The following is a 20,694-nucleotide window of genomic DNA, read 5'->3' on the forward strand; positions in this document are numbered from 1 at the left end:
AATGCAGCGTATCGGCTGACCTCAGGGTCGGCCGTTTTTGTTTGTGCTGCGGGAAAAGTAGCCGGAACGTGCGGCACTTTTTCCTGCACCAAAAAAAAGCCACCCAAAGAGGGTGGCCTAAAGGGAAGAGCGGAGCGCTGAAGTTGTAGGACGCATCCTGTTCAGCAGTTGGTTGCGATTATCCGCAGGCGCGGCCGGGCAGTGAAATCAACTCTGACTATGCTGTTGATAGTCAAAACCCGCATTGCGATGAAGCGCGGGCCAGGACGACGTGCATTCTGCGCACCAGGACGGTGCAAGCAAATGTTCGTGGTTATTCAACCGATTGATTTTTAAGTGTTTATGCCGATGGCACGGGCCTTGCGATAGCGCTTGAGCCTGGGTGACAAGGAGTACGGCATGACCCGCACTTATTACGATGAAATGTACGACGGGGCAGGGCAGGTTCGCCCCCATTATCGCGAGTTCGCCCGCTGGTTGGCCGAAACCCCCGCCGAACTGCTGGCGCAGCGCCGCCGCGAGGCCGATTTACTGTTCCACCGCGCCGGGATCACGTTCACCCTGTATGGGGACGAGCAGGGCACCGAGCGCCTGATACCGTTTGACACCATCCCGCGCAGCATTCCGGCGAGCGAGTGGCAGACGGTGGAGCGCGGCTGCATTCAGCGGGTCAAGGCGCTGAACATGTTTCTCGCCGACCTGTATCACGAGCAGCGCATCATCAAGGCTGGCGTGATTCCTGCCGAGCAGGTGCTGGCCAACGAGCAGTATCAGTTGGCGATGCAGGGGTTGGACCTGCACCGCAATCTGTATTCGCACATCACCGGCGTTGACCTCGTACGCGATGGCGACGGCACTTACTACGTGCTCGAAGACAACCTGCGTACCCCCAGCGGCGTGAGCTACATGCTTGAAGACCGCAAGATGATGATGCGCCTGTTCCCCGAACTGTTTGCCGCCCAGCGCATCGCCCCCATCGATCACTACCCCAACCTCTTGCTCGATACCCTGAAAAGCTCGAGCCCCCTGGATAACCCCAGCGTGGTGGTGCTCACCCCCGGGCGCTTCAACAGTGCCTTCTTTGAACATGCCTTCCTGGCCCGCGAAATGGGTGTGGAGCTGGTGGAAGGCGCCGACCTGTTCGTGCGCGACGACCATGTGTTCATGCGCACCACCGACGGCCCCAAGGCTGTAGACGTGATCTACCGCCGCCTCGACGACGCGTTCCTCGACCCGCTGGCGTTCAACCCGGACTCCATGCTCGGCGTGCCCGGGCTGCTCGCGGCCTATCGTTCCGGCAATGTGGTGCTGGCCAATGCCATCGGTACCGGGGTGGCGGATGACAAGTCGGTCTACCCATTCGTCACTGAGATGATCCGTTTTTACCTGGATGAAGAGCCGATTCTGAAGAACGTTCCTACGTTTCAATGCCGTAAGCCCGATGAACTGTCCCATGTGCTGGCCAACCTGCCGGACCTGGTCGTCAAGGAAACCCAAGGCTCCGGTGGCTACGGCATGCTGGTAGGGCCGGCGGCCACCAAGGCGGAAATCGAAGCCTTCCGTGAGCGCATCAAAGCCAAGCCACACGCCTATATCGCCCAGCCGACCCTGTGTTTATCCACGTGCCCGACGTTCGTCGAGAACGGCATCGCGCCGCGCCACATCGACCTGCGCCCGTTCGTGTTGTCCGGCAAGGAAACCCGCGTGGTCCCCGGCGGCTTGACCCGCGTGGCGCTGCGTGAAGGCTCGCTGGTGGTCAACTCGTCCCAGGGCGGCGGCACCAAAGACACTTGGGTGGTCGAGGACTGATGCCATGTTGAGTAGAACTGCCTCGGATCTGTACTGGATGTCGCGCTACCTTGAGCGCGCGGAAAACCTCGCGCGCATGCTCGATGTCAGCTATTCGCTGTCGCTGATGCCCCAGGACGGGCGCGGCGACGGCCTGCACGAACTGGCCATGCCGCTGCTGATCACCGGGACCCTGGAGGATTATCACGAGCGCCATGGCGAGCTGGACGCTGAACGCTTGCTGCACTTCTTCGCACTGGACGCTGCCAACCCGGCGAGCATCTACAGCTGCCTCGGCGCTGCGCGGGCCAGTGCCCATGCCGTGCGTGGGCGAATTACCGCAGACATGTGGGAAAACATCAACGCCACCTGGCTGGACATTCGCGATATCGCTCAGCAGGGGCTCAGCCGCTACGGCATGAGCCGCTTTTGTGAGTGGGTCAAGGAGCGTTCGCACCTGTTCCGGGGGGCCACTTACGGCACCATTATGCGTAACGATGCGTTTCGTTTTATTCGCCTGGGCACCTTCATCGAACGCGCCGACAACACGTTGCGCCTGCTCGATGCACGCTACGAAATGGCCGGCGAGCGGGCGGCGGCGGTCACCGACGGCACGGCCCACGCCTACTACCAATGGAGCGCCTTGCTGCGCGCGCTGTCATCGTTCGAGGCTTACACCGAAATCTACCGCGACGCCCCCGGCGCCCGGCAAGTGGCGGAATTGTTGCTGTTACGCGCCGACGTTCCGCGTTCCTTGAGGGCTTGCAGCGAAGAGATCGACCAGATCCTCGCCAGCCTGCCGGGCCTCAACGGCCGACCGGCCCAGCGCCTGGCCGCCGAGATGGACGCGCGCCTGCGCTTCACCGCGATTGATGAAATCCTCGAGGAAGGCCTGCACGCCTGGCTGACCGACTTTATTCCTTTGGTGCGCCAGCTGGGCGACGCCATCTACAGCTCCTACCTGGAGGCCGCATGAGACTCTCCATCAGCCACGAAACCACCTACCACTACGAAGACCAGGTGCGCGCAAGCATTCAGTACCTGCGCCTGACACCCCACGACAGCGAGCGCCAGCACGTACTCAGTTGGCAGCTTGATTTGCCGCGCCCGGTGCGTGCGCAAGTCGACCCGTTCGGCAACATCCTGCACGTATTGACCCTGGACGAGCCCCATGACGCCATCATCATCGGCGCCCGTGGCCAGGTGGATATCGACGAATCGCGTGAGGCTGAACACGAGAGCCAATCCGCCTTTCCGTTCCTGCGCAGCACCCGTTTGACCGAGCCCGATGAAGCCTTGCGCGGCTTTGCCGGGCAGCACTGCCACCAGCGCCGCGACCGCACCGCGTTGATCGATTTGATGCACGCGCTCAACCAGGCGATGGTTTACACACCTGGCGCCACCGAGGTCGACACCTGCGCAGCCCAGGCCTTCGCCGGGCGCGCGGGCGTGTGCCAGGACCACACTCACGCGTTCGTGGCGTGCGCGCGCAGCCTGGGGATTCCGGCGCGGTATGTGTCGGGGTATTTGTACTCGGAGGACAGCACGCACCTGGCCAGCCATGCCTGGGCCGAAGCCTGGCTGGATGACGCGTGGTACAGCTTTGACGTGACCAATACGCTGTCGCGTCCGGAACGGCATTTGAAACTGGCTGTGGGCCTGGATTACCTCGACGCCTGCCCGGTACGCGGCATGCGCCGGGGCGGCGGGCATGAGCAGATGCATGCCAAAGTGTTTGTGGCGCCGACGCCGGTGATTTCAGTGCAGCAGCAATAATCTCTAGAACGAAGCAGGCCAAATGTGGGAGCAGGCAAGCCAGCTCCCACAATTGGTTTTGGAGTTTGCTCCTAGGGTTGCTGCTTACGCCCCGCCATATGCTTCAAATACCCCACCAGCAAATCCAGTTCGCCATCCGGCAGCACACTGGCGGCAAACGCCGGCATTTTTGCCTGCGGCCAATGCCTCAAGCTCTGCGGGTCGCGGATGTAACGCTTGAGGAAATCCCCGCTGAAATATTCGGTCGGGTTGTAGGGCACATTCAGGTCCGGCCCCACCTGTGCATCACCGGCACCATTAAGGCGATGGCAGGCCAGGCAGTTTTTCTGGAACACCTCAAAGCCTTGATTGATAGGGTCATTGGCGGCCAGTTTCGGATCGGGCAGCAAGGCCGGAAACCGCTCGGCCACGGTCTTCAATTGCTTGATCCCCGCCACCTGGAACGGCCATTGTTCAGGGCTGATATTGCTGGCTTGCGGGTCGGTCCACACCAGATAAAACGGCCCCGCGCCCGGCTTGCCCTCCGCCAGCGGCGGCCATGGATGTGCCGGGTCTTCCACCGCCAACCACGCGCGGGCGCCGTGGGTTTGCAGTAAAGGCGCGGCGCTCAGTTCTGCGGCAAAACCATCCAGGGCGACGGCTTGCAGGTGGTTTTCCGGCTTCAGGCCGGGTAGGAGAGCCGCTAGCGGCACCGCCCGATACGTCATGGCGCGTTTGTAGGAAACGTCATCAATGACCTGCACCGTCTGCACATCCGGGCGTGCGAGCAGCTCGGCGGTCTGCCAGGTTTTATGGGTGTGGTCGAGTTCAATGGTCAATTGCGCGGCGCCGGCGGGGAGGGCCAGCAGCAAGGCAAGAAAGGCGACGGTGGATTTCAAGAGAGAGCCCGATTCGAAGTGGCGGTGATGCCCACGATACCGGAAATCTGCAGGCAAAAAGACAGCCCCTGCAACAGGACAGCTATGCGCAATGTCCCGGCAGGTGCTGCCAAAAGCTGCAGTCCTGAAGCTGTGTGTGCACAGAATCGGGGGGGCGACTTGTCACCCGATGACCTTGGTTAAATTGGGCAAGATCAGAATCAGTGTGGTGGCGAAAAGAATGAGTCCCGCCTGACGAACTTTCGAATGTTTAAACATGGCTGACTGCCTTTTGTTGTTATTCCTGAGCGTCAAATGCGTGCCGTGAATTTCAGTATCGCGATGTGACGTTGCACTTTTCTTACAGCTGCTCCGGCAAAACCCGGCAGCAACTCCTTACTGATTCAACCTTAGAGCCCTCGTTCTTCGCGGCTTAGATCCATTTCATATCAGCTAATCAGGAATTCTGATTAAAAGGGCATGAGGCCTATCGCCATCTTCGCGCCAACGCCTCTGCTAGACAGCTAAAACGATTAACCCGGTGTTTCCCGTAGCTGCCTACCGTTCGTCCGAGCGTGGGGGTCAAAAGAGATGAGCGCATCCGTCATTGAAACCGTGTCAATCGGGCCTAAGGTAGGGGCACACACGACTGCGGTTCGAGGACGTCATGACCCAAGCTTTGATCTTTGATGCGATACGCACGCCCCGGGGTAAAGGCAAGGCTGACGGCGCCTTGCACAGCGTCAAACCGGTGAACCTGGTGGCCAGCCTGCTGACCGCACTGGCAAAGCGCAGCGACCTCGATACGCACCAGGTGGATGACATCGTGCTCGGCTGCGTCACCCCCGTGGGCGACCAGGGCGCTGACATTGCCAAGACCGCTGCGTTGGTGGCGGACTGGGGCATCAGCGTCGCCGGCGTACAGATCAACCGCTTCTGTGCCTCGGGCCTTGAAGCGGTGAACCTCGGCGCGATGAAAGTGCGTTCCGGCTTTGAAGACCTGGTGGTGGTCGGCGGCGTCGAGTCCATGTCGCGTGTGCCCATGGGCAGCGACGGCGGCGCCTGGGTGCTTGACCCGCACACCAACCTGCACACTCATTTCACGCCGCAGGGTATTGGCGCCGACCTGATCGCGACGCTGGAAGGTTTCACTCGCGAGGACGTCGACACCTTCGCCCTGCAGTCCCAGCAGAAAGCGGCTCGGGCGCGCGCAGACGGTTCCTTCAGCAAATCACTGATCGCGGTGCAGGACCAGAACGGCATTGTGCTGCTCGACCATGATGAATTTATCCGCGGCGACTCCACCCTTGAAGGCCTGGGCAAGCTCAAGCCGAGTTTCGAGATGATGGGGCAGATGGGCTTCGATGCCACCGCGTTGCGGGTCTACAGCCATGTGGAGCGGATCAACCACGTGCACACACCGGGCAACAGTTCCGGCATCGTCGATGGCGCCGCACTGATGTTGATCGGTTCCGAGGCCAAAGGGCGCGAACTGGGCCTGCAACCGCGGGCGCGTATCGTCGCCACCGCGGTTACCAGTACCGACCCGACCATCATGCTCACCGGCCCCGCGCCGGCCACCCGTAAAGCCTTGGCCAAGGCCGGCTTGCGCGTGGAAGACATCGACCTGTTTGAGGTCAACGAAGCGTTTGCTTCTGTAGTTCTCAAGTTCATCAAAGACATGGGTATCGACGCCACGCGGGTCAACGTCAACGGTGGCTCCATCGCCATGGGGCACCCGCTGGGCGCGACCGGCTGCGCCATTCTCGGCACCCTGCTCGACGAGCTGGAAGTGCGCCAGCAACGTTACGGCCTGGCCACCCTGTGTGTCGGCGGTGGCATGGGCATCGCCACCATTATCGAACGCCTCTGAGCCCAAGGAATCAGTCATGACCGAAGCCATTCGTTACGAAAAAGGCCAGGACCAGATCGTGGTGCTGACCCTCGACATGCCGGGCCAGAGTGCCAACACTATGAACGCGGTCTACCGCGACGCCATGGCGGCCACGGTCACCCGGCTTGAAGCAGAGAAAGACAGCATTGCCGGCGTAGTCATCACCTCGGCGAAAAAGACCTTTTTTGCTGGCGGCGACCTCAATGAATTGATCAAGGTCGACAAAGCCCACGCCAAAGATTTTTACGACGGCGTGGTGGTGTTGAAGGCGCAACTGCGCCGCCTGGAAACCCTTGGCAAACCGGTGGTCGCGGCTATCAATGGCGCCGCGTTGGGCGGTGGCTGGGAAATTTGCCTGGCGTGCCATTACCGCGTCGCGCTGGACGATAAAACCGTGCAGCTTGGCTTGCCGGAAGTCACCCTGGGCCTGTTGCCGGGCGGCGGCGGGGTGGTGCGCATGGTGCGCATGCTCGGGCTGGAAAAGGCTTTGCCGTATTTGCTGGAGGGCAAAAAAGTCCGTCCGCAACAGGCGTTGCAGGCGGGGTTGGTCAATGAGTTGGTGTTGAATCGTGATGAGCTTTTGGCCAAATCCCGCGCCTGGATTCTGGCTAATCCCGAGGCCAAACAACCGTGGGACACCAAGGGCTTTCAGATCCCCGGCGGCACGCCGTCGAACCCGAAAGTTGCGCAGATGCTGGCCATCGCGCCGTCGATTTTGCGCAGCAAAACCAATGGCTGCTTTCCCGCACCGGAGAAAATTCTCTGTGCTGCGGTGGAAGGCGCCCAAGTGGATTTTGACACCGCGCACCTGATCGAAACCCGCTACTTCACCGAGCTGGTCACCGGGCAAGTCGCAAAAAACATGATCGGCACCTTCTGGTTTCAGCTCAATGAAATCAATGCGGGCAGCTCGCGGCCCAAAGGGTTTGCCCCTTATGTCACACGCAAAGTCGGCGTGCTCGGCGCCGGCATGATGGGCGCGGGCATCGCCTACGTCAGCGCGAGTGCGGGCATTGAGGTGATGCTCAAGGACATCAATCAGGCCGCCGCCGAGAAAGGCAAGGCGCACTCCGCGGCGCTACTGGACAAGAAGGTCAGCCGTGGGCAATTGACCGCCGAGCAGCGCGAAACCATCCTCGCGCGGATCCATCCTGTGGCCTCTGATGGTGGCTTGGCGGGCTGCGACCTGATCATCGAAGCCGTGTTTGAGGACCGTGAACTGAAAGCCAAAGTCACGGCTGCTGCGCAGAGCGTGGTGGGCGACGATGCGGTGATCGCCTCCAACACTTCCACATTACCGATCAGCGGCTTGGCGACGGCAGTGCCTGATCAAGGCAAATTCATCGGCCTGCACTTCTTCAGCCCGGTCGACAAAATGCCGCTGGTGGAAATCATCAAGGGCGCGAACACAAGCGACGAAACCCTGGCCCGGGGTTTCGATTTCGTCCTGCAAATCAAGAAAACTCCGATCGTGGTCAACGACAGCCGTGGTTTTTTCACCTCGCGGGTATTCGGCACCTTCACCAACGAAGGCATCGCCATGCTTGGCGAAGGCGTGGCGGCGCCGATGATCGAGACCGAAGCACGCAAGGCCGGCATGCCGGTGGGGCCGCTGGCGGTGTCGGATGAGGTGTCGCTCAGCTTGATGAGCCATATCCGACAGCAAACGGCGAAGGATCTTCAGGCCGAGGGTAAGGCGGTTCCCACGCATCCGGCGACGCAGGTGATCAATCTGCTGGTCAATGAATACAAGCGCCTGGGCAAGGCGGCGGGCGGGGGTTTTTATGATTATCCCGCAGGCGGTCAGAAACACCTGTGGCCGGAACTGAAAGCCCGTTTCGAACGGCCCGGTCAACAGATTTCGCCACAGGACGTACGTGACCGGTTGCTGTTTATCCAGGCCATCGAAACCGTGCGGTGTGTTGAGGAGGGCGTGTTGATGTCCACGGCTGACGCCAACGTCGGTTCGATCTTCGGCATCGGTTTTGCGGCGTGGAGCGGCGGCGCATTGCAGTTTATCAACCAGTACGGGTTGAACGACTTTGTCGCTCGGGCGCGGTACCTGGCCGAGCAATATGGCGAGCGTTTCACACCGCCCGCGTTGCTGCTGGAGAAAGCCGCACGAAAAGAAGCCTTTCGGTGATCAAACTGCGGGAGCGGGCTTGTTGTGGCGAGCAAGCTTGCTTGCGCTGGGGGGCGCAGCGCCCCCAAAAAGCCGGAGACTGCTGCGCAGTCAGCGGGAGCAAGCACCCTCGCCACAACAAGCCCGCTCCCACAGTGGGTCACTTGCTGGGCTTGCTTTACAGGTACCTTTCAAGGCAGGCTCTGGGGTGTGCATTATTCCCATCACCGTGTCAGGTATTTTTTATGTCGCTACGCGTCTGTATCCTGGAAACCGATATCCTGCGTCCAGGTTTGATCGATCAGTACCAAGGGTACGGGCAGATGTTCAAGCGTCTGTTTTCCAAGCAGCCGATTGCCGCTGACTTCGTGGTTTACAACGTGGTGCAGGGCGAATATCCGTCGGATGATGAAGTGTTCGACGCTTACCTCGTCACCGGCAGCAAGGCCGATTCCTTCGGTACCGATCCCTGGATTCAAACCCTCAAAACCTACCTGCTTGAGCGCTACGCTCGCGGCGACAAACTGCTCGGTATTTGCTTCGGGCACCAGCTTTTAGCGCTGCTGCTGGGCGGCAAAACCGAACGCGCGAGCAAAGGCTGGGGCATGGGCATCCATGACTACAAGCTCAACGCCAAGGCGCCGTGGATGAGCCCGGTGATGGAAGAGCTGACGTTGCTGATCAGCCATCAGGACCAGGTCACCACGCTGCCGGACAACGCCACGGTCATCGCCTCCAGCGATTTCTGCCCGTATGCCGCGTACCACATCGAAGACCAGGTGCTGTGCTTCCAGGGCCACCCGGAATTCATCCACGACTATTCCCGCGAGTTGCTGGAGATTCTTCAGACGACCCTGGGTGAAAAGGTCTACACCCACGGCGTGGAAAGCCTCAAGCGCGACCACCACGGCGCCACCGTGGCGGAGTGGATGATGCGTTTTGTTGCGCACAAGCCAGAAGCGACGGTTTAAAGCCAGCCTGACCGTTTAAAGCTGGCCCACAAACTGGTGCAGCCCACCGCAATAAACCCGAGCACCGCAAAATAGCCGTAGTGCCATTGCAGCTCGGGCATGTTCTGGAAGTTCATCCCGTAAATCCCCGCCACTGCCGTGGGGAACGCCAGGATCGCGGCCCACGCGGCGAACTTGCGTTGCACCACGCTCTGGCGCGACGCCTCCAGCAGCACACCGATCTCGATGGTCTGGCTGGCGATATCGCGCAGGGTGGTGAGGTCTTCCATCTGCCGCGTCACGTGGATCTGTACGTCGCGAAAGTACGGGCGCATGTTCTTGTCGATAAACGGAAAGCTCAGCTTCTGCAACTCCTGGCTGATCTCCACCATCGGCGCCACATAGCGCTTGAGCCGCAGCACGTCACGGCGCAGGCCGTGAAGGTTCTGGATGTCGCGTTCGCTCAGCGAACTGCACAGCACGTTGCGCTCCAGCTCATCAATCTCGGCGTGGATGGCCTCGCTGACCGGCTGGTAATTTTCGGTGACGAAATCCAGCAGCGCATAGAGTACGAAATCTTCCCCATGCTCCAGCAACAGCGGCCGCGCCTCACAGCGTTGGCGCACAAAGCCGTAGGACGCCGAGTGGCCGTTGCGCGCGGTGATGATGTAGCCGTTGCCGGCAAAGATATGGGTCTCGATAAACTCCAGCTTGCCGTTCTCGCGCACTGGTGAATAGGTCACGATAAACAGCGCGTCGCCGAAGGTTTCCAGCTTGGGGCGGCTGTGTTTTTCCAGGGCATCTTCGATGGCCAGCTCATGCAGGTTGAACTGGCGTTGCAGGTTGGCGAGTTCCTGTGCGTTGGGCTCTTCCAGGCCAATCCACACAAAGTGATCGGGCTTGGCGGCCCAGGCTGCGCCTTCGTCGAGGGTAATATCGGTGACTTTCTTACCGGCGCTGTAGACAGCTGCCGCAACAACTCTACCCATGGTGCTGATCGCTTCTTGTTGGGAGGACAGGTGTTGGGCAGCTTAGCCTGAATGGCGTTCCGTTGTTGCGGTCATGGATACGCGCTTTTTGTGGTGAGCAAGCTTGCTTGCGCCGGGATGCGAAGCGCCCCCAAAAATCACAAAGGCGCAGGCGCCCAGTCGGTTCGCAACTCAAGGTCCATCGCCTCGATGCAAGCCTCCATCTGCGCCTGACACGCCTGCATCAACGCCGGGATGTCATCCGAAGTCAGGCCAGTGGTAGGAATCGGCGGCAACGAGCGTATGAGCACATCCCCACTGTTCCAGCGATTAAGCTGCATATGGCTGACGTAATTGCTCACACACACCTGCACGATGGGCACACCGGCCGCAATCGCCATATGAAATGCGCCTTTCTTGAACGGCAGCAAACCTTTGCCCAGATTGCGCGTGCCCTCCGGGAATACCCAGATCGATGTGTCCTCATGCTGCAAGGTGTGCGTGGTGGTCAGCATCGCGCGGCGCGCCTTGTGGGCATTGCCACGGTCGATCAACACATTGCCCGCCAGCCAGAACAATTGGCCAAACAACGGCACCCATTTCAGGCTCTTTTTGGCGATACACACGGTGCGATAGGGCACCACGGTGCCGAACACAAACAGGTCGTAGTTGGACTGGTGGTTGGCAAGGATGACGCACGGCCCCGGCTTGTTTCGCAGTGAGTCGACGTCAGCCTTCACATTCAGGCGCAAAATTCGCATCGCGGGCAACGCATAAAGGCGCGCGCACAGGCGGCTGTTGTCCGGGTTGAAGGGGCGGCAGACACCCAAAAGCACGCCCAATACTCCAGCGACCATAAAGTGCAGGCCCATCAACAACATACGTAACAGATAAAGCATCGACACGGCCCATCGGGACAAAAGGTGGCGCAGTGTACGGATGTGCACTGTATTCGGCAATTGCCCCTACAGACGTGGGAGATAGGCGATGTTTAAGCACATGTTTCAACAACTGCCGCCATGGCCCGGCTAGAGCGGCTAAAGACGTTTCGGATTTATTTGTAAGAAAAAGCCCGACTCAAGGTCGGGCTCTGGCGCTGCGAGGGTGGGACTTAACCCAGGTTGTGGCCCTGATCCTGAATGATCGCATCGTCCAGGGCGTCCAGCAGCGCCTTGCGCACTTTCAACTTGGTGTGTTTATGCGCGTTCATATTGATCTTCTTCAACTGACGCGCCGCTTCCAATGCTGCTGCGTGCAGTTCCTCAGGAGCAACCACCTTATCGAGGAAGCCGGCACCGAGCGCACCTTGCGGATCAAACATTTCCGCATTGATGACCGAGCGATGAAACGCCGATTTGCGCAAGCGATCCCGCGCCAGCTCGATGCCGGCGTGGTGCATGGTCATGCCGATTGCCACCTCATTCAGGCCAATGCTGAACGGACCTTCCACACCAATCCGGTAATCCGCCGACAGCAACAGAAACGCACCCTTGGCCACCGCATGCCCGGGGCACGCCACAATCACCGGGAACGGGTGCGACAGCAGGCGACGCGCCAACGTCGAACCGGACGTCACAAGGCCAATCGCTTCTTTAGGGCCGGCGGTCATCACTTTCAAATCATAACCACCTGACAAAATTCCCGGCGTGCCCGTGATGATCACCACCGCCCGATCCTTCTCGGCCTGATCCAGCGCCGCATTAAACTCAGCGACCACCGCCGGGGAAATGGCATTCACCTTGCCGTTGCTCAAGGTCAGTGTCGCGATACCGTCTTCGAGGTGGTAGGAGATCAACTCACTCATGACGCGGTTCCTTGTAAGACTTGTTATAGAGAGGCTGTTTATAGACATGCATGCGCAGACGTTACCCACCATGCCCGCCCCGGTAAAGCGCCGTGACTGACTACTCAGTCAGACTTTTCCCGCATCCCCAAGGGTAGACGGCCCGGAGCAGGGCGCAGCAACCGCCCCAGACGCCTGCCGCGAATGCCAGAGAATGGCAGAAACAACGCCCCTCGCCGGGCGTGCCACGGCATAACCGTCTAAGCGCATGAAAATTCTGAAAAAAACCTTTGCCATCAGAAAGGCTTTCGACTACATTAGCGCGCCTCGACAGACTGAACTGGTTTGACGAGATACGGTGAAGTGTCCGAGTGGCTTAAGGAGCACGCCTGGAAAGTGTGTATACAAGAAATTGTATCGAGAGTTCGAATCTCTCCTTCACCGCCACATTAAGTAAACACAAACCCCCGGTTTTCCTAGAGAAGGCCGGGGGTTTGTGGTTTTTGGCGTCTTAAAAAAGCTCTTCATTGTATGTTTGCGGCCACTAACCATCACAGGATATGAAGGTTACCCATGCGTTTGCTCTTTCTGCTAGCCGCCGGCCTGACGCTTTCCGGCTGCGCCACCACTAAAACCGATGTTCGCAACGAAGCACAAATAAGCCTATATGATCCGGCCAATACGGCTCGTGTCCGCCTGATCACGGGTGACACTTCAAACGCGGGCTTTATCAGTGGTCAGACTTGCGAGACCTTTTACAACAGGTCCCTATTGACCAAAACGCCTGAAGAAGCTGGATGGCAAACAGCGCATGTGGACTCAGCAGGCCTTTACCCTTTTCGGTCGACAGACCGTCAGAACAGCGTGATTGGTATGCCTTCCAGCAAGGCGAGCAAAAGCATCAACCAATCGCCCAAAGTGTTTGACGAGCATGTCATCCCGGCTGGTAAACCCTTTATCGCAGGGTTCGCCATGGGAGGGTCACAGGTGTCCTGCTTTCCTGCGCCCGTCACGCTCACACCCGAGCCCGGCAAAAATTATGAGTTAGAACTTCAAGTTATAAAGCTCAGTACGTTCAAGGCTGGCTGTGTGATTGCCGTTCGCCAACTCTCCACACAAGGCAGCGTCACCGTTGAAACGCCGCTAAGGCCACAGGTGTGTGCCAAAACTCCGGCGGGCTGGTACACCGTCAACGCAGTGCCTTTGCCTTAAGAGAGGAAAAGGGCAGGCGTTATTAATGATGTGAATTGTGTTGATTTCATAAACCTTCTCTTCTTCGCTAGCCGGTATTTATTTATAGTGAGGCCCTCAATCAACCTGCACGCAGAGAAAACAACATGGACGAAAAAGTCTTCTTCAATCAAGGGGATGTAAGCGTAAGCAACAGCAGATTTATTGTGGACGGTCAGACTTATGCGATGAGCAATGTGACCTCTGTGAAATCGCGTGTTACGCCACCGGATAGAGGTGCTGCAATAATTATCGCCATTGTGGGCCTGGCGTGTTTGCTGGGGCGCGGGTCGGTTTTTGTAGCGGGGTTGATAGCGCTGGCTATCGCTGTTCTGGTTTGGAGGAGTAGTAAAGCAAAATACGCTGTCGTTTTGAACACCTCCTCGGGTGAGAAACAAGCATTGGTAAGTAATGACAAAACCTATATAACCAATGTGATTACCTCGTTAAATGAGGCGATTGTTAGCCGGGGCTGATACTCGTCGAACGAGTCCAGTAATCGGTTCCGCAAAGAAACGTGGCGATGAAGGAGGGGGAGGGTTTATTCAGGTTTTGCGTTTGCACGCTTTAAATAAATCAGTTCCCTATTTTCAATGCAAGAAGGGCGGCTATTGAGCCGCCCTGATACATTTTCGGAAACTATCGTTTCTCAATGCCTATGCCGATGATGCACATCCGGAAAGTGCGCATGACTATGCCGCAACGGGCTGTGCACATGCACATGGCTATGCGGCTCCCCCGGTTCCCACTCAAACCCATGCTCATGCTGATGATGTTCGTCATGCACATGCCGATGCCCGTGCTCCGTCGCCTCATGCAGATGTTCATGGGCATGCCGTTCCGTCAGGTGCAGCCAAACGCCCACGGCCATCAGCGCCAGTGCAATCCAGAATGCCACTGACACCGATTCCCCAAACATCAGCAGCGCTACCGCAGCACCGAGGAACGGCGCGGTCGAGAAGTAAGCCCCGGTGCGCGCACTGCCCAACCCGCGCAACGCCAGCACAAACATCACCAGGCTGATGCCATACCCCAAAAAGCCAACCAGCAGGATAGGCCCCAACTGCGCGAGCCCCGGCAGCTGCACTCCGAGATAAAGTGCCAAACCACCGTTCACCACGCCTGCAATCAACCCCTTCGCCCCGGCTATAAACAGGGCGTCCGATGCCGACACCTTGCGCGTCAAATTGTTATCAACCCCCCAGCACAGGCACGCAAGTGCCACCGCAAACGGCCCGGTCCAGTCATGGCTCGCGCCGCCGCCGTCAGACCAGGACAGCACCACGCCACCCAGCACAATCGCGATCATCCCCAGCACAATGCGCCGGTCGGTGTTTTCCCTGAAGACCAGCCAGGCGATCACGGCGGTCAGTACCGATTCAAGGTTCAGCATCAGCGAGGCGGTCGCGCCGGCGGTGCGGGTCAGGCCGAACATCAGGGCGACGGGCCCGAGGATGCCGCCGAAGGCGATGGCGCCGATCAGCCAGGGCCATTCGGAAGGGGTGAGCCCGGTGGGTTGCCAGCCGCGATCACGGATCAGGCGCACGCCGGCGAGGCCAAGACCGCTGCCGAGATACAGCAGGCCTGCGAGCAGCACGGGCGAGAGGCCCAGGCCGAGGCTTTTGGCGAGCGGGGTGCTGGCGCCGAACAAGGCGGCGGCGGCGAGTGCGTAGAGAATGCTGAGGTTCATGGGCCGTCCTCGAAGGTCTGGCCCATGATACGTCTCACACCGGGGTTAAAGCCCTGGCGTTTTTGCCAACTTCACGATCATTTATTGCGCAGTTTTCAGCTTGATCACGTCACCGGAAATCTTGGTGGTGTAGCCGCTGAGTACCCAGGCCCAGAACCAGTTTTCCTGCACTTGGGTGTTGATCAGCGCGTCGCCGCCCTTGGCCTTGATGGCCGCGTCCTGGGCGCGCACGAAACGGCTGTTCTGGCCAATCGGGATGATGCCGAACAGCATGATGCCGGTGGCGCTGGCTTCACTGTGGCCCAGCACGGTGTATTGGCTGCTGTCGTACTGCGGGGATTTGATGGCGGTGCCGGTGCAGCCGGCGAGTGCGAAACCAAGAACAGCGGCTGCAGCGACTTTACTGATGTACTTCACGGGGTAACTCCATGGGCAAAAATCGAGATCCACTTCTCGAAGGCGCGCCACTGTAATCCCGGTGATGGCAGATTGAAATCAACTGTCCGAAAGTTTCATCTTCACGCTTGCACGTACACCCAGGCCGTCAGGCCGGAGGCCAAGGCCACCGACACCCGCTTGTAGTCCGACACTTCATAGGCATCTGCGGCTGCCAGTTCCTGCTCGTTGATCTGAAAGACCATGCCTTCGACGCTGGCAGCTTTTTCTTCAGTCGGCGCGACGATTGGGTGGTGGGTCTTGCCGCTGGTGGCCAGCACTTCGGGATCGGTGATTTCGACCCAGCTTTGCGAATAGCCGAGCATCGCATCGTGCTGGCCGACCAGTTCACGGCCGAAGTTGGCGAGTTGCACGGCTTTGTCCTGCAAGGTTCCGTAGGAAAACAGCAGCACGGGGAATTGGGTGGAGTGTTCCATGGGTGTTCCTTAAGCGAGTAGGTCTTCGTAAAAAGCGCCGTAGGGCTTGCTCGGGTGGGCGATCTGGATTTCCAGAATCCACAGCCCGGCATTCGGGGTGTGCTCGAAGTCGCCGAGGTCGCCGCCACGGTGGATGGCGTGGGGGAAGTCGCTGACGCGGTGGCCTTTGATGTCGAGGTTCAGCTGCCAGCCCATGGCGCGGGCCTGTTCTTCGGCGTAGCGATAGAGGTCGAGGCCGACGACGCGCTCGTTTTTCCAGCGCGATTGTACGCGGTCGAACAGTTCCTTGGCGGCGCTGGCGCAGGCGATCATGTCCGGGTCGGTGCCGGTGCTGAAGGTGGCGCCCGCGTCGCCTTCGTGGCCGTGCCACACGGCGCCCATGTCGATGAAGAAAATGTCGTTCTCGCCCAGCACAGGGTCGCCGTCCGAGCGTTGCTTGAAGGTCTTGAGGGTGTTGGCGCCGAAACGTACCAGCAGCGGGTGCCAGATGCGTTGTGTGTCCAGTTCGGCGAGTAGCTGTTTGCCCAGCTCGCGGGCTTCGGATTCGAGCATGCCGGGGCGGATGCGCTGGGCGAGGTTGTCGATGGCTTGCCAGGTCATGGCTTGGGCGTGGCGCATGGCGTCGATGCTGTAGGCGGCGCCCACGGCTTCTTTGGGGTGTGCAGTCACCGGTTTTTCCTCGGGTTCAGGCTGTGCTGGTCGTTATGCGTTTCACTATATAGCGATGCGATGCCATGCCCCAACTTTGAATACACCGCAGAGCAAATAATGTGGGAGCTGGCTTGCCTGCGATAGCGGTGGGTCAGCTTGGACATCAGTCACTGACAGGCCCCGATCGCAGGCAAGCCAGCTCCCACCTGTTTAACCGCGTTCAGTCAGTCACAGATGCAGCCAAGCCAAACCACCCAACACCATGGCCACACCGCCAGCCGTGTACGACAGGCGTTTTAGCCATTCCTTGCGGGTGAGCAACGTAATTGCCGCCAACGAAATCGCGATCTGAATCGCCGTCATCGCCTGCGCCCAGCGGTGGTGCTGATGCAGCGCCTCTTCGGACTTCTGGTCCCATTCCCTGGACGTGGCCTCAAGCTTTTCAGCCTGCTTACGCACTTCTTCCTTCTGGCTTTTATAGCGCTCGATCTCATCCTTGTAATGCGCCGCATCTACGCCGGGAATATGCGTGGCCAGTTCCGCCAAATTCTGCCGGCTGGATTTGGCCTGGTAGTAATTCCACTGGTTGGCGGCTTCGGTCTTGATGATGGCGGCGTTGTTCTTGTCCATCGCCGCTTCACTTTCGGTGGAGCCGGCCTGGTAGCTGAGCATGGCACCGAGGGTGGCCATTAGCGCGGTCATCACGGCGATGCGGCTGGCAAAATTGTCGCCACGGCTGTGGGCGTGTTCGGTGGTGTGTTCGATGTGTTTTTCGTGGGGGCTGGGGACTTCGAAGGCTTCGGACATGGGGGCGTCTGCGAACGGAATGAGGGAGCCTGATTCTTCACCAGCGCAGCTGTCTCAATCCTGTACGTAACGCTGCAAACCTTCCACCAACGCATCAAAAGCCACCCGGCAGCGCGGGCTGTTGCGTAAGTCTTCGTGCATGGTCACCCAAGTGTCCAGTTTCAACGAGAAGCCCTCCGGAAGCACCCGCCGCAAACGCGGGTCGCGCTTGGCCAGTTGCACCTGGCAGCCGCCGATCCCGGCGCCAGCGCGGATCAACGCCAATTGTGCGATATCGCTGTCGCAGCTCAAGGCGAAGGCACTGCGTTCAAAGCCTTTGATCGCGAGGCTGCGGATAAAGGCGTTTTCCTGGTCGAAGCCAATCACTGAATGCTCGGCCAACGCCTGCATTTGAAGGGGAACACCGTGTTGTTGCAGGTAATCGTCGCGGGCATGCAGGCCGACTTCAATCAAACCAATACGGCGCGCCAGCAGTTGCTCCTGGCTGGGGCGGACCATGCGTACGGCAATGTCCGCTTCCAGTTGCAGCAGGTCGCTGAGGCGGTTGGTGAGGATCAGCTCGACTTTCAACTGCGGGTGCTGCCGGCGCAGCTGGGTGATGATTGGCGGCAGCACTTCCACGCCAACGACTTCGCTGGCGGAGATGCGCACCACGCCGCGCACTTCGTCGCCCTGTGAGGACGCCGCGCGCTCCAGCGCCGCAGCGGTACGCTCCATGGTTTCGGCATGGGCGCGCAACGTATGGGCGACGGCGGTTGGCAACAAACCTTGCGGCGAGCGCGTGAACAGCACCACACCCAACGCCGTTTCCAGCGCGGCAATATGCCGGCCGACCGTAGGCTGCGTGATACCGAGCAGCCGTGCGGCCCCCGACAACGATCCCTCCTTGAGTACCCCCAGGAATGACCGGTAAAGCTCCCATCCAATATTAGATGCCATGCATAAATGTATAGCTGATCGGCGATCTTCGGCAATTTATCTATAGCAACGCCGCGCACACACTGGCTTCAACAACCAACAGAGGCGGGAGACGCGGTGATGAGCAAAGTGCTGGTATTGGGTGCAACGGGCGGGATTGGCGGCGAAGTGGCGCGGCAGCTGAAAGCGGCAGGCTGGGAGGTGTGTGCCTTGACCCGTGACGTGGACAAGGCACGCCGCCAGAACGCCGCTTTTACCTGGCTGAAAGGCGATGCGCTGAACCGCGAGCAAGTGCTTGCCGCCGCGCGTGGCTGTGCAGTGATCGTGCACGCGGTGAACCCACCGGGTTATCGCAACTGGGCAGAGTTGGTGCTGCCGATGATCGACAACACCATCGCGGCGGCCATTGCCGAGGGCGCGACCATCGTGCTGCCCGGCACCGTCTATAACTACGGCCCGGATGTGTTTCCCGTGTTGCGCGAGGAGTCGCCGCAGCACCCGCAAACGCGCAAGGGGGCGATTCGGGTACAGCTGGAACAGCGTCTGGAAGAGGCCTCCCACCATGGCGCGCGCGTTTTGATCGTGCGCGCCGGGGACTTTTTTGGTGGCAAGGCCGCCAACAGTTGGTTTTCCCAAGGCCTGGTCAAACCCGGCAAGCCGGTGCACACCATCAGTTATCCGGGTGCGCCAGGCCTGACGCATCAATGGGCGTACCTGCCGGACGTGGCGCGCACAATGGTCGAGTTGCTGGCGCGGCGGGCCAGCCTTGATGCCTTCGCGTGCTTTCATATGGCCGGGCACACGGACAGCGACGGCACGCAGATGAGTCGGGCGATCCAGCGGGTGGTGTTGCGCCGGACGGGCCAGCAACCCCGCGTAGGCACTTTCCCGTGGTGGCTGTTGAAGCTGGCCGCGCCTTTTGTAGCGACCTTCCGTGAGTTGCAGGAAATGCGTTACCTCTGGAGCACGCCGTTGCGCATGGAAAACGCGCGTCTGGTCGAAGTGCTGGGAGAGGAGCCGCACACGCCGCTGGAGCAGGCGGTAGAGGCCACGCTCAGTGGTTTGGGCTGCCTGCCTAAGGCCGTCTGATCAGGCGCACATACACCGCGACGTTGATCAGCAACACCACGGCCCCGAGCACCAGTTGAATGTTCGGGGTCAGCCCGGCCGGGTAGATCAGCGTGAGCACGTAATGCTCGATAAACCCGCCGCCATAACCGTCCTGCCCGGCGAGGTGGCGCAGCAGGTTTTCCCAACGGGTCAGCGGGCAGGGCAGGTGGAAGACTTCCACGGCCACGCCCCAGGCGGCGGCGGGCAAGTGCAACCACACAACGCACCGCCATTTGAGGGCCAGCAAGCCGCCGAACAGCACGAACAGGATGAAGCACAAATGAAACAGCACCAGGCCGTCGGCCGCTACGCGATAGAGCATGTCGAGCTTCACTTTTAAGGTTGGCCGGCGTCAGGCGCCGAGGTGTTCTTGCAGGTAGTCGATAAACACGCGCAGTTTCTTCGGCGTGTTGCTGCGGTTGAAGTAATACAGATACAACGCGCTATGGGTGATCCAGTCGCCCAATACTTCCACCAGTTCGCCGGTTTGCACGTGCGGCTCCACGCTGGAGCGCGCCACGTAGGCGAAGCCGAAACCGTCCAGTGCACCGCGGATCATCAGCTCAATGTCATTGGTCGCTAGCCGCCCTTTGACCGTGACCCGCAGCGGCTTGCCGTCTTTTTCAAAGTCCCAGCGGTGCAACAAACCTGTTTGTGCGCTGCGGTAATTGACGCACTCATGCTCAAGCAAGTCATGGGGATGCGTGGGCACTTTACGCCCTTGCAAATAGGCCGGGCTGGCGACGATGACAAAGCGCAACTGGCGCGCCACGGGAATCACCACCATGTCTTCGGCCAGCACGTGGTCGTAGCGGATGCCCGCGTCAAAGCCCTGGGCGACGATGTCCACCAAGGCATTGTCCACCGCCACTTCCAGGTTGATGCCCGGGTGTGTACGCAAGAAGCCCTGAAGCAACGGTTGCAACACCATGCGGCTGGCGGTGGACGGCACATTCAGGCGCAAGGTGCCGCTGGCTTCGACTGTGGCGGCAGCTACGCTATTCAGGCTGGTTTGCAGTTCTTCGAGCAGCGGGGTGATTTTTTCCAGCAATTGCGTGCCGGCTTCGGTGAGGCTGACGCTGCGGGTGGTGCGGTTGAACAGGCGCACGCCGAGCTGTTTTTCCAGGGCGCCGACCCGCTGGCTGACGGTGGAGACCGACAGGCTTACCGCGTCAGCCGCCTGGGTAAAGCTCCTGGCGCGCGCGACCTGCAGGAACAGGCGTAGTTGCTGGAAATCAGGCGAGTCCATTGTGTGGTTTTTCCGAAAGGGTCTTGTGG

Annotated in this window: 21 protein-coding genes and 1 tRNA gene; 10 read left to right on the plus strand and 12 right to left on the minus strand. The window is 59.8% G+C overall.

Features of this window, described 5'->3' with window-relative positions; translation table 11 throughout:
- Positions 1 to 399 precede the first annotated feature (399 nt).
- From AB4P94_RS14050 to AB4P94_RS14060, 3 genes are read left to right on the plus strand one after another with little or no spacing between them, the layout of a single operon-like run.
- Complete coding sequence (locus tag AB4P94_RS14050; protein ID WP_395611017.1) at positions 400 to 1,809, plus strand: circularly permuted type 2 ATP-grasp protein; 1,410 nt, start codon at positions 400 to 402, stop codon at positions 1,807 to 1,809.
- Between the two features lie 4 nt (positions 1,810 to 1,813).
- Positions 1,814 to 2,764 (plus strand): alpha-E domain-containing protein, encoded by a 951-nt coding sequence (locus AB4P94_RS14055; RefSeq protein WP_395611018.1) that lies wholly within the window; start codon positions 1,814 to 1,816, stop codon positions 2,762 to 2,764.
- The gene (locus tag AB4P94_RS14060) at positions 2,761 to 3,564 is read left to right on the plus strand and encodes a transglutaminase N-terminal domain-containing protein (protein WP_395611019.1); all 804 of its coding nucleotides are present in this window, start codon (positions 2,761 to 2,763) and stop codon (positions 3,562 to 3,564) included. Before AB4P94_RS14055 ends, AB4P94_RS14060 begins: the two co-directional genes overlap by 4 nt.
- A 71-nt stretch (positions 3,565 to 3,635) precedes the next feature.
- On the opposite strand, the gene AB4P94_RS14065 is transcribed toward AB4P94_RS14060, so the two are convergent.
- A complete protein-coding gene (locus tag AB4P94_RS14065; protein WP_395611020.1) occupies positions 3,636 to 4,442 on the minus strand; it encodes a c-type cytochrome in 807 nt (268 codons plus the stop codon).
- A 646-nt stretch (positions 4,443 to 5,088) separates the two neighbouring features.
- Here AB4P94_RS14065 and AB4P94_RS14070 point away from each other — a divergent pair.
- The 3 genes from AB4P94_RS14070 (at position 5,089) to AB4P94_RS14080 (ending at position 9,408) form a co-directional block, all read left to right on the plus strand.
- Positions 5,089 to 6,294: an acetyl-CoA C-acetyltransferase gene (locus tag AB4P94_RS14070; RefSeq protein ID WP_395611021.1), complete on the plus strand. Its 1,206-nt coding sequence runs from the start codon at positions 5,089 to 5,091 to the stop codon at positions 6,292 to 6,294.
- Between the two features lie 16 nt (positions 6,295 to 6,310).
- Positions 6,311 to 8,458, plus strand: coding sequence for a 3-hydroxyacyl-CoA dehydrogenase NAD-binding domain-containing protein (locus AB4P94_RS14075; RefSeq protein ID WP_395611022.1), 2,148 nt, complete (start codon positions 6,311 to 6,313; stop codon positions 8,456 to 8,458).
- A gap of 224 nt (positions 8,459 to 8,682) precedes the next feature.
- A complete protein-coding gene (locus AB4P94_RS14080) occupies positions 8,683 to 9,408 on the plus strand; it encodes an amidotransferase (RefSeq protein ID WP_395611023.1) in 726 nt (241 codons plus the stop codon).
- On the opposite strand, the gene AB4P94_RS14085 is transcribed toward AB4P94_RS14080, so the two are convergent.
- From AB4P94_RS14085 to AB4P94_RS14095, 3 genes are all read right to left on the minus strand, one after another.
- Positions 9,405 to 10,376, minus strand: a complete 972-nt coding sequence (locus AB4P94_RS14085) for a magnesium and cobalt transport protein CorA (protein WP_395611024.1) — start codon at positions 10,374 to 10,376, stop codon at positions 9,405 to 9,407. The two genes, AB4P94_RS14080 and AB4P94_RS14085, sit on opposite strands and share 4 nt — an antisense overlap.
- A gap of 137 nt (positions 10,377 to 10,513) precedes the next feature.
- On the minus strand, positions 10,514 to 11,254 hold the full coding sequence (locus tag AB4P94_RS14090; protein ID WP_395611025.1) for a lysophospholipid acyltransferase family protein: 741 nt from the start codon (positions 11,252 to 11,254) through the stop codon (positions 10,514 to 10,516).
- Between the two features lie 212 nt (positions 11,255 to 11,466).
- On the minus strand, positions 11,467 to 12,159 hold the full coding sequence (locus AB4P94_RS14095; RefSeq protein WP_395611026.1) for a crotonase/enoyl-CoA hydratase family protein: 693 nt from the start codon (positions 12,157 to 12,159) through the stop codon (positions 11,467 to 11,469).
- A gap of 336 nt (positions 12,160 to 12,495) precedes the next feature.
- Between AB4P94_RS14095 and AB4P94_RS14100 the strand changes: the two genes are divergently transcribed.
- The 3 genes from AB4P94_RS14100 (at position 12,496) to AB4P94_RS14110 (ending at position 13,844) form a co-directional block, all read left to right on the plus strand.
- A tRNA-Ser gene (locus AB4P94_RS14100) sits at positions 12,496 to 12,585 on the plus strand.
- Positions 12,586 to 12,711: 126 nt separating this feature from the next.
- Positions 12,712 to 13,350, plus strand: a complete 639-nt coding sequence (locus tag AB4P94_RS14105) for a hypothetical protein (RefSeq protein ID WP_395611027.1) — start codon at positions 12,712 to 12,714, stop codon at positions 13,348 to 13,350.
- Positions 13,351 to 13,475: 125 nt separating this feature from the next.
- A complete protein-coding gene (locus AB4P94_RS14110) occupies positions 13,476 to 13,844 on the plus strand; it encodes a DUF6232 family protein (protein ID WP_395611028.1) in 369 nt (122 codons plus the stop codon).
- A 173-nt stretch (positions 13,845 to 14,017) separates the two neighbouring features.
- On the opposite strand, the gene AB4P94_RS14115 is transcribed toward AB4P94_RS14110, so the two are convergent.
- The 6 genes from AB4P94_RS14115 to AB4P94_RS14140 form a co-directional block, all read right to left on the minus strand.
- Positions 14,018 to 15,058, minus strand: a complete 1,041-nt coding sequence (locus tag AB4P94_RS14115) for an EamA family transporter (RefSeq protein WP_395611029.1) — start codon at positions 15,056 to 15,058, stop codon at positions 14,018 to 14,020.
- A gap of 81 nt (positions 15,059 to 15,139) precedes the next feature.
- Complete coding sequence (locus tag AB4P94_RS14120; protein ID WP_395611030.1) at positions 15,140 to 15,475, minus strand: hypothetical protein; 336 nt, start codon at positions 15,473 to 15,475, stop codon at positions 15,140 to 15,142.
- A gap of 101 nt (positions 15,476 to 15,576) precedes the next feature.
- The gene (locus AB4P94_RS14125; protein WP_094950323.1) at positions 15,577 to 15,930 is read right to left on the minus strand and encodes a gamma-glutamylcyclotransferase family protein; all 354 of its coding nucleotides are present in this window, start codon (positions 15,928 to 15,930) and stop codon (positions 15,577 to 15,579) included.
- Positions 15,931 to 15,939: 9 nt separating this feature from the next.
- Entirely contained in the window at positions 15,940 to 16,599 is a 660-nt protein-coding gene (locus AB4P94_RS14130; RefSeq protein ID WP_395611031.1) for a M24 family metallopeptidase, read from the minus strand.
- Between the two features lie 210 nt (positions 16,600 to 16,809).
- Positions 16,810 to 17,388 (minus strand): DUF4337 domain-containing protein, encoded by a 579-nt coding sequence (locus AB4P94_RS14135; protein WP_395611032.1) that lies wholly within the window; start codon positions 17,386 to 17,388, stop codon positions 16,810 to 16,812.
- 54 nt (positions 17,389 to 17,442) lie between these two features.
- Positions 17,443 to 18,327 (minus strand): LysR family transcriptional regulator, encoded by an 885-nt coding sequence (locus tag AB4P94_RS14140; RefSeq protein WP_395611033.1) that lies wholly within the window; start codon positions 18,325 to 18,327, stop codon positions 17,443 to 17,445.
- A gap of 99 nt (positions 18,328 to 18,426) precedes the next feature.
- On the opposite strand from AB4P94_RS14140, the gene AB4P94_RS14145 reads away from it, so the two are divergent.
- The gene (locus AB4P94_RS14145) at positions 18,427 to 19,395 is read left to right on the plus strand and encodes an SDR family oxidoreductase (RefSeq protein WP_395611034.1); all 969 of its coding nucleotides are present in this window, start codon (positions 18,427 to 18,429) and stop codon (positions 19,393 to 19,395) included.
- On the opposite strand, the gene AB4P94_RS14150 is transcribed toward AB4P94_RS14145, so the two are convergent.
- Positions 19,382 to 19,738 carry a DUF2784 domain-containing protein gene (locus AB4P94_RS14150; protein ID WP_395611035.1) on the minus strand — a complete coding sequence of 119 codons (357 nt, stop codon included), beginning with the start codon at positions 19,736 to 19,738 and terminating at the stop codon, positions 19,382 to 19,384. The two genes, AB4P94_RS14145 and AB4P94_RS14150, sit on opposite strands and share 14 nt — an antisense overlap.
- 30 nt (positions 19,739 to 19,768) lie before the next feature.
- A complete protein-coding gene (locus tag AB4P94_RS14155; protein ID WP_395611036.1) occupies positions 19,769 to 20,665 on the minus strand; it encodes a LysR family transcriptional regulator in 897 nt (298 codons plus the stop codon).
- Positions 20,666 to 20,694: the final 29 nt, after the last annotated feature.

The organism is Pseudomonas sp. B22129, assembly GCF_044218875.1.
Classification (GTDB): Bacteria; Pseudomonadota; Gammaproteobacteria; order Pseudomonadales; family Pseudomonadaceae; genus Aquipseudomonas.

What these genes read in the sequence shown, in the direction of transcription:
- AB4P94_RS14140 (WP_395611033.1), bottom strand. Translation starts at nt 18,327, where the DNA reads ATGGCATCTAATATTGGATGGGAGCTTTACCGGTCATTCCTGGGGGTA.
- AB4P94_RS14105 (WP_395611027.1), top strand. Translation starts at nt 12,712, where the DNA reads ATGCGTTTGCTCTTTCTGCTAGCCGCCGGCCTGACGCTTTCCGGCTGC.
- AB4P94_RS14150 (WP_395611035.1), bottom strand. Translation starts at nt 19,738, where the DNA reads ATGCTCTATCGCGTAGCGGCCGACGGCCTGGTGCTGTTTCATTTGTGC.
- AB4P94_RS14095 (WP_395611026.1), bottom strand. Translation starts at nt 12,159, where the DNA reads ATGAGTGAGTTGATCTCCTACCACCTCGAAGACGGTATCGCGACACTG.
- AB4P94_RS14060 (WP_395611019.1), top strand. Translation starts at nt 2,761, where the DNA reads ATGAGACTCTCCATCAGCCACGAAACCACCTACCACTACGAAGACCAG.
- AB4P94_RS14050 (WP_395611017.1), top strand. Translation starts at nt 400, where the DNA reads ATGACCCGCACTTATTACGATGAAATGTACGACGGGGCAGGGCAGGTT.
- AB4P94_RS14080 (WP_395611023.1), top strand. Translation starts at nt 8,683, where the DNA reads ATGTCGCTACGCGTCTGTATCCTGGAAACCGATATCCTGCGTCCAGGT.
- AB4P94_RS14110 (WP_395611028.1), top strand. Translation starts at nt 13,476, where the DNA reads ATGGACGAAAAAGTCTTCTTCAATCAAGGGGATGTAAGCGTAAGCAAC.
- AB4P94_RS14155 (WP_395611036.1), bottom strand. Translation starts at nt 20,665, where the DNA reads ATGGACTCGCCTGATTTCCAGCAACTACGCCTGTTCCTGCAGGTCGCG.
- AB4P94_RS14125 (WP_094950323.1), bottom strand. Translation starts at nt 15,930, where the DNA reads ATGGAACACTCCACCCAATTCCCCGTGCTGCTGTTTTCCTACGGAACC.
- AB4P94_RS14145 (WP_395611034.1), top strand. Translation starts at nt 18,427, where the DNA reads ATGAGCAAAGTGCTGGTATTGGGTGCAACGGGCGGGATTGGCGGCGAA.
- AB4P94_RS14115 (WP_395611029.1), bottom strand. Translation starts at nt 15,058, where the DNA reads ATGAACCTCAGCATTCTCTACGCACTCGCCGCCGCCGCCTTGTTCGGC.
- AB4P94_RS14075 (WP_395611022.1), top strand. Translation starts at nt 6,311, where the DNA reads ATGACCGAAGCCATTCGTTACGAAAAAGGCCAGGACCAGATCGTGGTG.
- AB4P94_RS14085 (WP_395611024.1), bottom strand. Translation starts at nt 10,376, where the DNA reads ATGGGTAGAGTTGTTGCGGCAGCTGTCTACAGCGCCGGTAAGAAAGTC.
- AB4P94_RS14055 (WP_395611018.1), top strand. Translation starts at nt 1,814, where the DNA reads ATGTTGAGTAGAACTGCCTCGGATCTGTACTGGATGTCGCGCTACCTT.
- AB4P94_RS14135 (WP_395611032.1), bottom strand. Translation starts at nt 17,388, where the DNA reads ATGTCCGAAGCCTTCGAAGTCCCCAGCCCCCACGAAAAACACATCGAA.
- AB4P94_RS14070 (WP_395611021.1), top strand. Translation starts at nt 5,089, where the DNA reads ATGACCCAAGCTTTGATCTTTGATGCGATACGCACGCCCCGGGGTAAA.
- AB4P94_RS14090 (WP_395611025.1), bottom strand. Translation starts at nt 11,254, where the DNA reads ATGCTTTATCTGTTACGTATGTTGTTGATGGGCCTGCACTTTATGGTC.